At 71.5% G+C, this 10,477-nt stretch carries 14 protein-coding genes and 1 pseudogene; 1 reads left to right on the top strand and 14 read right to left on the bottom strand.

The features are described 5' to 3' along the window. Positions 1–179 precede the first annotated feature (179 nt). Positions 180–755 (bottom strand): M23 family metallopeptidase, encoded by a 576-nt coding sequence (locus tag AB0M46_RS50045; protein ID WP_363348587.1) that lies wholly within the window; start codon positions 753–755, stop codon positions 180–182. A gap of 138 nt (positions 756–893) precedes the next feature. On the opposite strand from AB0M46_RS50045, the gene AB0M46_RS50040 reads away from it, so the two are divergent. Next, the gene (locus AB0M46_RS50040; RefSeq protein WP_363348585.1) at positions 894–1,073 is read left to right on the top strand and encodes a hypothetical protein; all 180 of its coding nucleotides are present in this window, start codon (positions 894–896) and stop codon (positions 1,071–1,073) included. 42 nt (positions 1,074–1,115) lie between these two features. Here AB0M46_RS50040 and AB0M46_RS50035 read toward each other — a convergent pair whose 3' ends face one another. The 13 genes and pseudogenes from AB0M46_RS50035 to AB0M46_RS49975 form a co-directional block, all read right to left on the bottom strand. Continuing rightward, entirely contained in the window at positions 1,116–1,436 is a 321-nt protein-coding gene (locus tag AB0M46_RS50035) for a DUF2469 domain-containing protein (protein ID WP_033357832.1), read from the bottom strand. After that, on the bottom strand, positions 1,433–2,179 hold the full coding sequence (locus AB0M46_RS50030; protein WP_363348583.1) for a ribonuclease HII: 747 nt from the start codon (positions 2,177–2,179) through the stop codon (positions 1,433–1,435). Before AB0M46_RS50030 ends, AB0M46_RS50035 begins: the two co-directional genes overlap by 4 nt. A 2-nt stretch (positions 2,180–2,181) precedes the next feature. Beyond that, positions 2,182–2,640, bottom strand: coding sequence for an NUDIX domain-containing protein (locus tag AB0M46_RS50025; protein WP_363348581.1), 459 nt, complete (start codon positions 2,638–2,640; stop codon positions 2,182–2,184). Between the two features lie 20 nt (positions 2,641–2,660). Continuing rightward, positions 2,661–3,302: a signal peptidase I gene (gene lepB, locus AB0M46_RS50020; protein WP_363348579.1), complete on the bottom strand. Its 642-nt coding sequence runs from the start codon at positions 3,300–3,302 to the stop codon at positions 2,661–2,663. Between the two features lie 21 nt (positions 3,303–3,323). Next, positions 3,324–4,181, bottom strand: a complete 858-nt coding sequence (gene lepB, locus AB0M46_RS50015) for a signal peptidase I (RefSeq protein WP_363348595.1) — start codon at positions 4,179–4,181, stop codon at positions 3,324–3,326. Between the two features lie 711 nt (positions 4,182–4,892). Then, complete coding sequence (gene rplS, locus AB0M46_RS50010; protein ID WP_344618596.1) at positions 4,893–5,252, bottom strand: 50S ribosomal protein L19; 360 nt, start codon at positions 5,250–5,252, stop codon at positions 4,893–4,895. A gap of 170 nt (positions 5,253–5,422) precedes the next feature. Further along, a pseudogene (gene trmD, locus AB0M46_RS50005) lies at positions 5,423–6,100 on the bottom strand (tRNA (guanosine(37)-N1)-methyltransferase TrmD); the annotation flags it as partial. Positions 6,101–6,179: 79 nt separating this feature from the next. Next, the gene (rimM, locus tag AB0M46_RS50000) at positions 6,180–6,728 is read right to left on the bottom strand and encodes a ribosome maturation factor RimM (RefSeq protein WP_363348593.1); all 549 of its coding nucleotides are present in this window, start codon (positions 6,726–6,728) and stop codon (positions 6,180–6,182) included. 7 nt (positions 6,729–6,735) lie between these two features. Next, entirely contained in the window at positions 6,736–6,993 is a 258-nt protein-coding gene (locus tag AB0M46_RS49995) for an RNA-binding protein (protein WP_363348576.1), read from the bottom strand. Next, on the bottom strand, positions 6,968–7,423 hold the full coding sequence (gene rpsP / locus AB0M46_RS49990) for a 30S ribosomal protein S16 (protein ID WP_363348574.1): 456 nt from the start codon (positions 7,421–7,423) through the stop codon (positions 6,968–6,970). The genes AB0M46_RS49995 and rpsP overlap by 26 nt, the downstream gene beginning before the upstream one ends. A 194-nt stretch (positions 7,424–7,617) precedes the next feature. Further along, entirely contained in the window at positions 7,618–8,241 is a 624-nt protein-coding gene (locus tag AB0M46_RS49985) for a DUF402 domain-containing protein (protein ID WP_363348591.1), read from the bottom strand. A 157-nt stretch (positions 8,242–8,398) separates the two neighbouring features. After that, positions 8,399–9,046 carry a DUF402 domain-containing protein gene (locus tag AB0M46_RS49980; RefSeq protein ID WP_363348572.1) on the bottom strand — a complete coding sequence of 216 codons (648 nt, stop codon included), beginning with the start codon at positions 9,044–9,046 and terminating at the stop codon, positions 8,399–8,401. Positions 9,047–9,178: 132 nt separating this feature from the next. After that, on the bottom strand, positions 9,179–10,252 hold the full coding sequence (locus tag AB0M46_RS49975; RefSeq protein ID WP_363348589.1) for an amidohydrolase family protein: 1,074 nt from the start codon (positions 10,250–10,252) through the stop codon (positions 9,179–9,181). Positions 10,253–10,477: the final 225 nt, after the last annotated feature.

The raw sequence follows: 10,477 nt of genomic DNA, 5'->3' as shown, positions 1-10,477 counted from the left end.
CCTGCCTAACGCCATCCCAGCAAACTACCCGAAATAGATCCAAAACGATGGCCGCCACGCCAGTGGCGGCCATCGTTTAACACCAGTCACCTAGGCCGCGGGAGCGAAGCCCAGCCGCGGAGCAAGCCCCGCTGCGAGCGCAAAGCCCAGCCGCCGAACCCGCAACCGGCCGAACCGAGCTAAGTCGAGGGATACAACCGGACGCGAACCTGGCGCAGCAGGCCGAGCGGGTCGAGGTACACCCCCTTCTCGGTCTTCAGACCCCAGTGCAGGCACGCGCCCCCCGGGCACCCGGGGTGGCCCGGTCTCAGCCACCCCAGCGGCGTCCCGGGCGACACCGCCTGCCCCGCCACCACCGTGGCCGTCACCGGCTCGTAGGTGGTGCGCACCCCGCCCGCGTGCTCGACGCTCACCACCGGCCGCCCGCCGACCATCCCGGCGAAGATCACCGTGCCGGCCCCGGCGCTGCGCACGAGCTGACCGGGCACCCCGGCCAGGTCGACGCCGCGGTGGCCGGAGGAGTACCGGTCCGACGGCGGCTCGAACGGCCGGGTCACGGTCACCGGCCCGTCCAGCGGGGCCTCGTAACGGCTCTCAGGCGCCTCCTGAGCGGCCGCCGGCGGCGGAGGCGTGGGCGGGTCAGCCGGCGCCGGGGGCGAGGCGAAGGCGGCGCCGAACGCGGCCACGGCGGCGCTGGCGGCGGCAAGGGCGGAGGCGGCGAGCTTGAGCAAACGGCGAGCGAGGGTCTTCAACATGCCGGGGAGCGTGACCCAAACCGGCGAACCCGGCAAACGCGATCATGGCTATTCTGTGGATAACTGGGTGCTTGTGGATAACCCGCGAAGAGCCGCGATTTGTGCTATAAGCACCGGACACAACGGGAGGGAACCGACATGAACGCATTGAAGGCGGCCTTGGTCATCATCGGCCTGATCGTGGTCGGGATGGTCGCCTGGGGGCTGGTCAAGCTGGTTTTCGGGCTCATTGGGTACCTGCTCGTCGGGGCGCTTGTCGTGGGCGGCGCCTGGTACCTGTACACCCGCCTCGGCCGGCCGACGCGGACCCGGCGCTGACCGGAAATTTCTCGGCCGGGCCCGCGATCATGCTCGGCCGGGTCAGCCGCCGAAGCCGTTGTCGGGCAGCGAGATGTCGGGCTTCTCGAGCTCCTCGACGTTGACGTCCTTGAACGTCATCACCCGGACGTTCTTCACGAACCGGGCGGGCCGGTACATGTCCCAGACCCAGGCGTCGTGCATCTCGACCTCGAAGTAGACCTCGCCGTCCGAGTTGCGCACGTGCAGATCGACCTGGTTGGCCAGGTAGAAGCGGCGCTCGGTCTCCACCACGTAGGAGAACTGGCGGACGATGTCCCGGTACTCCCGGTAGAGCTGCAGCTCCATCTCGGTTTCGTACTTCTCGAGATCTTCGGCGCTCATCGCGGTCCGCCTTCCATAGCCACATTGTCGCCCACTTGCGCCGGAACCCGTGCGGCCTCGCCGGGCGCCACGCCGACGTTACCGCGCCTTTGGCTCGGCCGCCCCACCGCCGCGACGTTCGCGTACGAGAAACGGTGCTCGGGGCAAGGGCCGTGCGCCACGAGGGCCGCGCCGTGGTCCGGAGTCGCATAGCCTTTGTGCTCGTCGAAGCCGTACTCGGGGTACGACTCGTGCAGTCGCTCCATGATCCGATCCCGGGTGACCTTCGCCACCACGCTGGCCGCTGCGACGCACGCGGCGACCTGATCGCCCTTCCACACGGCCAGGCCGGGGATGCCGAGGCCGTCGACCTTGAAGCCGTCGGTCAGCGCATACTCCGGCCGCACCGACAGGCCCGCGAGGGCGCGGCGCATGCCGGCGAGGTTGCACACGTGCAGGCCGCGGCGGTCGATGTCGCCGGGCGGGATGACCACCGCGTTCCACGCCTCCGCGCGGCGCACCACCTGCTCGTAGATGCGCTCCCGCGCGGCCGCGCTCAGCAGCTTGGAGTCGTTGAGTTCGTCGATCTCGCCGCGGCGCCCGGGCGGCAGGATGACGGCGGCCACCACGAGGGGCCCCGCACAGGCCCCGCGGCCCGCCTCGTCGGCGCCGGCGACCCGGCTGAAGCCCCGCCGCTGCAGGGCCCGCTCCAGGGCCCACAGGCCTGCTGCGCGGTGCACGACGGTGCGCGGGGGCGCGAGCATGCTCAGCCCACCTCCCGCAGCAGGGCGGCGAGGTCGGCCGGGTAGAACCGCTCCCCCGTCGCGTCCAGGTCGCCGACGGACCACCAGCGGGCCTCGTCGACGGACCGCGCCTCGTAGTCGACGAGGCGGGACAGGTCGACCGCGAACGCCTCCGCGCGCACCACGAAGAACGACTGCTCCTGGCTGTACCACCGGCCGTCGAACGGGAACTCGACGCGGTCGGTGCGCACGGGGCCCGCGAGGTCGCCCGGGGTGATGCGCAGCCCGGTCTCCTCGTAGACCTCGCGCACGGCCGCGGCGGCGAGCGTCTCGCCCGGCTCCAGGCCGCCCCCGACGGTGAACCAGTAGCGGTGCTCGGGGCGGGCCGGGTCGCATCCGCGCAGCAGCAGCACGCGCCCGGACGGGTCGAGCAGCAGTATTCGGGCCGCCCTGCGGTCTATCCCTGCCGCCGCCTCCGTCATACGACGAGCCTACGGCGTCCTCACCTCGTCGCGGGATCCGGCACCTTCTCGAAGGTGTCCGGCACGCTGAGCCACTTCGCGCGCGAGAAGGGCCAGAAGACCACGAAGGCGCGGCCGATGACGTTGTCCTCGTCGATCGTGGCCTGGTTCGAGTCCTTCGTGCGAATGAAGTTGTACCGCGAGTCGCCGGACCGCGACCGGTGGTCACCCATCACCCACAGGCGACCCTTGGGCACCGTGACGTCGAACTGCTCCTCGCTCGGCAGGTCCTGCAGCCCGTCCGGGTTGGCATAGATGTACGTCTCGTCCAGCGGCGTGCCGTTGACCGTGATCCGCTGCTTGTCGTCGCAGCACACCACGTGGTCGCCGCCGACCGCGATGACCCGCTTGATGAAGTCCTCTTCGGACGGGTCGTTGCGCCACGATTCCGGCGCCTTGAAGACGATGACCTCGCCGCGGTGGGGGGAGCGGAAGTCGTACACCAGCTTGTTGACGAGGACCCGGTCGTGGATCAGCAGCGTGTTCTCCATCGACTCCGACGGGATGTAGAAGGTCTGGAGTACGAAGGCCCGCACCACGACGGCGACGATGATCGCCACGCCCAGCAAAACCGGCAATTCACGCCAGAAGGTGTTGGGCTTCTTGGTCTGCTCGTCAATCACGTCCTGAAGGGTACGTGTTCGTCACCAACGGCGACGTCTCAACCGCTCCTGACGCGCCGAACGGGCCGAAAGCGTCAGGGAGACCGCTATCGGGACAAGCACGATGTCCGGGACCAACGGGGCGTTCGGAGTGGGATGGACGATCGGCCCCGGGGGCCCCAGAGCCGCCGGTTTCGGGACGTTCTGGAACGTATCGGGCACCGGTAGCCAGCCCCAGCGACTGCTCGGCCACAGGATCACGAAGGCGCGCCCGATCACGTTGCTGATCGGCACCTGACCCTGGCAGCGCGAATCCTGGGAGACGCCGCGGTGGTCACCCATCACCCACATCTGGCCCGGCTGGACCTTGATCGGGCCGAAACGGCGCGCGGTGCACTGCTTCGGGTTGGGCGCGGCGTCCAGCGGCGAGTCCTCGTAGAGGTACGAGGACTCATCGAGCGGATAGCCGTTGACCGTGACCCGGCCGTCGACGTCACAGCAGGCCACGGTGTCGCCCGGCAGGCCGATGACCCGCTTGATGAAGTCCTTCTCGCCGGGTTGGGAGAAGCCCACAAGATCCCCGACGGTACGGCCGAGCTCCGCGAAGAACCCGGCGTCCTTGTCGACCTGGTTCTCCGGCGCCCACGCGTCGGGCCCGGTGAAGACCACGACCTCGCCGCGCTCGGGCTCCCGCACGTCGTAGAGGACCTTGTTGACCAGCACCCGGTCGCCGACGAGGAGGGTCTCCTCCATCGAGCCCGACGGGATGAAGAACGCCTGCACCAGGAAGGTGCGGATGAGCACGGCCAGGCAGAAGGCGACGACCAGCAGCAGCGGCAGCTCCTGCCACAACGGCATGTTCTTGCGCTTGCGGCGGACCTTGCTGCGCCACGACGACACCGAATCGTCGTCGTTGCCGCGCGCGCGGGCGCGGGCGCCGGAGCCCGACCCGAGGGAGCGCTCGCCCCGGTCATAGCTGCGTTCGTACCGCTCACCGCGGTCCCGGCGGTCACCGTACCCGGGCCGGTCGTTGCCGCCCTCGTCGTCGAACGCGCGGTCGCGCACCAGCGGCGGCTCGTCCTCCCAGCGGCCACGGCGCGAGCCGTAGGGGTCGTCCCAGGCCCGGCTGGGCCGGTTCCAGTCGCCCCGGTCGTCGCGCCCCTCGCGGCCGCGGCGGTCGGGATCCTGGCGCTCGACGCCACGGCGCCCGGGCACGACGTCGCGCCCCGGGGTGACGTCCTGATGGCCGCGGGAGTTGTCGCGGTCACGCGACCACCCGCCGTCGTACGTGCGCTGCACCTCGGCATTGTCCGGGCGGCCGGTCGCGGCCCAGTAGTCGTGCCCCGGGTAGCTGACGCCGCCGAAGGGATGCTGCTGCCCACGCTCGTCGCCCGCCGGGCCGACGGGGCGGTTGCGTGGGTGTACGTCGTCGGCGCGATCGTCGTAACCATCGCGGCCGTAGGGGTCGCTTGCCATCGGCGTCAGCCTAGATGGACTGGACCACTTTGGGGAGCCCGGCTCCACTTGACCGAATAACCCGATCCCGGACGCGACACAGGGAGGAAACGCATCGCGCGCTCCTCCCTGTCGACGCTCTCGAGGACCGTACGGTCAGCTGCTGACCTTGGTCTCGCGCTTCTCCTTGATCTTGGCCTTCTTGCCACGGAGATCGCGCAGGTAGTAGAGCTTGGCGCGGCGCACGTCACCGCGGGTCACGACCTCGATCCGGTCGACGGCCGGGCTGTTGACCGGGTAGGTGCGCTCGACGCCGACGCCGAAGCTCACCTTACGAACCGAGAAGGTCTCCCGCAGGCCGGCGCCCTGGCGACGGATCACGACGCCCTGGAAGACCTGGACCCGGGACCGGTTGCCCTCAACGACCCGGGCGTGCACCTTGATGGTGTCGCCAGCACGGAAGCCCGGGATATCGGTCCGCTGCGACTGTGCGTCCAGCGCGTCCAGCGTGTTCATCGCGACTGTTCCTCGTCACTCAAGGCACGCCCGACTTCCGCGGCGCGCGAGGGTCTGCTGATCATGGGTGCCCGGCGGAACCGCCCGCGGCAACCTCACTACTTTGCCACATCGACGCGCCGAACCTGAAATCAGGCCCCTTAATCGGTACCACGGGACCGTTCCTCCAGCGCCGCGATGAGGTCCGGGCGGCGCTCGGCGGTGCGCTCCAGGGCCTGCTCGCGCCGCCACCGGGCGATCCGGCCGTGGTCGCCCGAGCGCAGGATCTCGGGCACGTCGAGGCCGCGCCAGCTGGGCGGCTTGGTGTACATGGGCGCCTCGAGGAGCCCGTCGGCGTGCGACTCGTCCACGAGCGAGTCCGCGTTGCCCAGCACGCCCGGGAGCAGCCGCGTGACCGCCTCCAGGACCACGAGGACCGCGACCTCGCCGCCGAAGAGCACGTAGTCGCCCAGGGAGACCTCGCTCACCCGCATCCGCGCGGCGGCGTGGTCGAACACCCGCTGGTCGATGCCCTCGTACCGGCCACAGGCGAACAGCAGGTGCTCGTCGGCCGCCAGGGCACGCGCGGTCGCCTGGGTGAACGGGGCACCGGCCGGGCTGGGCACGATCAGGTGCGTGTCCGGGCCGGCCAGCTCGTCCAGGGCGAGGCCCCACGGTTCCGGGCGCATGACCATGCCGGGGCCGCCGCCGTACGGCGTGTCGTCGACGGTCCGGTGCACGTCGAACGTCCACTTGCGCAGGTCGTGCACGCCCAGTTGCAGCGTGCCGTTCGCGCGGGCCTTGCCGATGAGCGAGAGCTCCAGCGGCGCGAGGTACTCGGGAAAGATGGTGACGACGTCGACCCTCATGCGGGCCTTCCTGGAGCCTTTGCCGGCCGGGCGAGCCTTCCGGCGGGCCTCAAGGGTCGAACAGGCCTTCCGGCGGGCCTCATAGGTCGAACAGGCCTTCCGGCGGGGTGATGACGATGCGGCGCCCGGGCACGTCGACCTCGGGCACGATCTCACGCACGAACGGCACGAGGCCGATGCGCCCGTCGGTCAGGCGGACCACCAGCAGGTCGTGCGCGGGCGCGTGGTCGATGCGCAGCAGCTCGCCCACCCGTTCCCCCGCGGCGTCGACCACGTCGAGCCCGACCAGCTCGTGGTCGTTGAACTCGTCGGGGTCATCGCTGGCCGGGATGGTGGCGCTGTCGACGCACAGGAGTACGCCGCGCATGTCCTCGGCGAGGTTGCGGTCGTAGATGCCCTCGAAGACCACCAGGAGGCGGCCCTGGTGTGGGCGTACCGATTCAACGGTGAGCGTGGGTGGAGGACGCCATGCGCCCGCGGGGACGGTCTGCAGATGCCGCACCGCCGTCGAGTCGGTCACGAGGACCGACCCGACGGCGAAACGCTCTGCCGGCGCGTCCGTGCGCACGTCCACGACGACTTCGCCGCGGACCCCGTGCGCGCGGAAGATCTGGCCGACGACAAGCAGCATGCTGTCAGTACGCGTCGACGATCTCGACGCGCACGCCGCGGCCGCCGATCGACGTGATGACCTGCCGCAGCGCCTTGGCCGTGCGGCCACCGCGCCCGATCACCGTGCCGAGGTCGTCCGGGTTGACCCGGATCTCCAGCCGCTGACCGCGGCGGGAGTCGACCATACGCACGCGGACGTCGTCGGGATTGTCGACGATGCCCTTGACCAGGTGCTCAAGCGCCGGGCGTAGCACGTCAGGCCTCCGCGCCGGCGCCGGCACCGGACTGCTCCTCCGCCTCGGCGGCCGGAGCCTCGGCCTTCTTCTTCGGTTCGGCGGCCTTCTTGGCCTTCGGCGCGTCGGCCAGACCGGCGGCGGCCTGCGCCTCGGCCTCGTACGTCGCGCGACGGTCGGGCGCCGCCGCAGCCACCTTCAGCGGCTCGGCCGGGGCGGGCAGGCCCTTGAACTTCTGCCAGTCGCCGGTCTTGGAGAGGATGGCCTGCACGGCCTCGCTCGGCTGCGCGCCGACGGAGAGCCAGTGCTGGACGCGGTCGGAGTTGACCTCGATACGCGAGGGCTCCTCCTTCGGGTGGTACAGCCCGACGAACTCGATCGCCCGGCCATCGCGCTTGGTGCGCGAGTCGGCGATGACGATGCGGTACTGCGGGTTGCGGATCTTGCCCATCCGCAGGAGCCGGATCTTGACGGCCACTGGTTGCTCGCTCCTGGATCTGTTGGAAGCCGAGCGACCGCCCGGACACCGTGGGGATGGTGCCGTCGGCTGCTCTAGTGGACTGGCGCGACGCCGGGTTAGAGGGCTCGGACGCACACCGGATACCAGCCAACCATTGTGCCAGACCCGCTACCGTGCGCAAAAACGACCCCTGAACCTCCCCGAATTCCGCCTCAGCGCGCCGGCGGCCTGTCCCATCCGGGCGTGAGGCCCGGAACGTCCCAGCCGGCGGGCGGCGTGAAGTCCGTCCACGTGCCGTCAAACGGGAACGCGCCCGCCTCGATCTCCTTGACGACGCGCAGGCCCTCCTCGCGCACCGCCGCCTCGTCCGCGACCCAGTAGTGCTCCGGGATGGCCAGCCGCTCGAGGAACTCCTCCTCGTCCTTCCACTGCCAGCTGCGATCGGGCGCGACGAGGATGTCGAGGTCCTCGTCGGTCACGTCGATCCCGGCCGCGCCGCCCGGGTCGCGCCAGCGCACCGCCGGCCGTTCGAGGTTGACGTACCACCCGGTGAACTCGCCGTCGTCGTTGCGGAACCACCACACGGAGTGCGCGAGGTCGCCCGGCCGGTGCAGCTTGAGCACCCCGGGCCCGTTCCAGGCGCCGTGCCGCAGCCCGGTGCCGAGCGTGACGTACTCCGCGAACGGCATCGACCGCATCCCGCGGCCGTCGCCGGACACCTCGTTGACCACGTGCGTGCCGCGGGCGATCCAGACCAGCAGCCCGCGCTCGTCATCGGAGACGACGCGGGCCGGCCGCACCCACCCGATCCGCCCGCGGCGCACGTTGCGGTGCATGACCACTTCCCCGGGCGTGAAGACGACGCTCAACCGCGCTCCCTAGCTCCGTCCCGGCCCTGAGGCAGCGGGAGACGACCACTCGAACCTGCAACCGGCATGCCACGGGCGTCCGGGCATGCGGCACTCTCACGCGCGGTCGGGTCGGCATCCCTCGTCAGCGCACACGGGGGCGGTCCCAGCCCTCGGTAACCGGCTCCGGGACGGCCCAGTCGCCGGGCGGCCGGAAGTCGGTCCAGGTGCCGTCGAAGGGCCAGGTGCCCGCCTCGATGGCCGGCAGGACCGCGCGCCCTTGCGCCCAGACCGCCTCCGGGTCGCTCACCCAGTAGGCGTCGGGGAACGCCAGGCGCTCCTCGAGCTCGTCCTCGTCCTTCCAGTCCCAGCTCCGGTCGGGCCAGACCCAGATGTCCAGGTCCTGATCGGTGAGGTCGACCCCGGCCACCCCGCCGTCGTCCCACGCGACCCCGGACTCCTCCAGGTTCACGTACCACGCCCGGAAGCCACCGGCCGGGTCGAAGAGCCACCACACGGAGTACGCCGCCCCGCGCGGATGAAACTTCAGCGTGCTCGGCCCGCGGTACACGTCATGAATGATCTTCTTCGGCGTCGCGATCCACTCCCCGAAGGGCATGTCGCGCGGCCCCTGACCGTCCTCGGTCACCTGCCGGATGAGTGGGCTGCCGGTCGCCAGCCACAGCCGGGTGCCCTGGTCGTCATCGGCCACGACCCGGGTGAGCGGCGCCCAGACCAACGTGTCGTGAGTGAAATGCCGGTGCAGGACCGGTCTTCCGGGACGCAGCGGCACGCCTGTGATTGTATCGGCCCGCACCACTCCCCCACTGCCCCGCGCCGACAGGTCGCGCGCACGGGCGCGGGCGCGGCGATGCATCCCGCGAGCCGGACCGGACGAGGGCGAGCCGCACGCGCGGGCGAAGGGTCAGCGGATGACGCGGCCGCGCAGGACGATGCGGCGCGGCCGCAGGAGCGTGGTGAGGTCCTTGCGGGGGTCCTCGGCGTACACGACCAGGTCCGCCAGGCCGCCCTCGACCAGGCCCGGGAAGCCGAGCCACTCGCGAGCGCCCCACGAGCCGGCGCGCAGGACCACCTCCGGGGACAGGCCGGCCTCGCGGTGGAGCAGGAGCATCTCCTCGGCGGCCAGGCCGTGGTTGATGCCACCGCCGGCGTCGCTGCCCACGTAGATGGGGACGCCGGCCTCGTGGGCGGCGCGGACCACCGACGGGAAGCGGTCGCGGAGGGCGAGCATGTGGCGGGCGTACGCCGGGAACTTCTCCTCGGCCTGCGCCGCGATGCCGCCGAACGTCGCAACGTTAATCATCGTGGGGACGAGGGCGGTGCCGCGGCGCGACATCTCCTCGATGTCGGCCTCGGACAGGCCGGTGCCGTGCTCCACGGAGTCCACGCCCGCGCGGACCAGGGCGGCGACCGATTCCTCGGCGAAGACGTGGACGGCCACCCGGGCGCCGGTGGCGTGCGCGGACGCGACCGCGCCGGCCATCGCGGCGACATCCCAGGCGGGGGCCAGGTCGCCCACGCCGCGGTCGATCCAGTCGCCGACGAGCTTGACCCAGCCGTTGCCGAGGCCGGCCTGGCGGGTCACCTCGCCTGGCAGGTCGGCCTCGCCGACCTCGACGCCGATGTCGCGCAGGTACCGCTTCGGGGGCGCCACGTGCCGCCCCGCCCGCGCCAGCCGGGGCACGTCAGGGTCGTCGTCCAGCGACGGGTACGGGATCGGCGAGCCCGCGTCGCGGATCGCCAGCACGCCGGCCTCCCGGTCGACGATCGCCAGCGACCGTGCGCCGTCGACGTCGGCCGAGGGGCGGCCGCCCGACTGGATCCCGAGGTGGCAGTGGGCGTCGACCAGGCCCGGCAGGATGAAGCCCTCGTCGGCGACCGTGATCGCGCCCGACACCGGGCTGAAGGTCACCCGGTCGCCGACCAGCCACAGGTCGCGGCGCTCGCCGGAGGGCAGCAGGGTGCCCCGCACGTGCAGCGCCGGGCCGAACCCGGGGCCCTCCGGCCGGCCTTGGCCCGACCGCGCGGACGCGGCTCTCGGCGCACCCGCGCCCGCGGACGACACTCCGGAGCCCGAACCCGCCGGCAAGGCGTCCGAGTCCGAGCGCACGGCGTCCGGACTCGCGCTCGCAGCGCCCGCCGACGAAGCACCCAAGCGCACCGCGCCCGAAGCATCCGAGACCGAGCGCGCGGCGCCCGGACC

It is taken from the genome of Dactylosporangium sp. NPDC051485, from assembly GCF_040682015.1.
GTDB lineage: Bacteria > Actinomycetota > Actinomycetes > Mycobacteriales > Micromonosporaceae > Dactylosporangium.
Note: the sequence above shows the minus strand (reverse complement) of the source record. Positions and strands in the feature narration are given on the sequence as shown.

Coding starts and splice junctions, on each gene's coding strand:
- AB0M46_RS49985 (WP_363348591.1), bottom strand. CDS start 8,241: ATGCACCGCAACGTGCGCCGCGGGCGGATCGGGTGGGTGCGGCCGGCC.
- AB0M46_RS50045 (WP_363348587.1), bottom strand. CDS start 755: ATGTTGAAGACCCTCGCTCGCCGTTTGCTCAAGCTCGCCGCCTCCGCC.
- AB0M46_RS50040 (WP_363348585.1), top strand. CDS start 894: ATGAACGCATTGAAGGCGGCCTTGGTCATCATCGGCCTGATCGTGGTC.
- AB0M46_RS50030 (WP_363348583.1), bottom strand. CDS start 2,179: ATGCTCGCGCCCCCGCGCACCGTCGTGCACCGCGCAGCAGGCCTGTGG.
- AB0M46_RS50035 (WP_033357832.1), bottom strand. CDS start 1,436: ATGAGCGCCGAAGATCTCGAGAAGTACGAAACCGAGATGGAGCTGCAG.
- rplS (WP_344618596.1), bottom strand. CDS start 5,252: ATGAACACGCTGGACGCGCTGGACGCACAGTCGCAGCGGACCGATATC.
- AB0M46_RS50025 (WP_363348581.1), bottom strand. CDS start 2,640: ATGACGGAGGCGGCGGCAGGGATAGACCGCAGGGCGGCCCGAATACTG.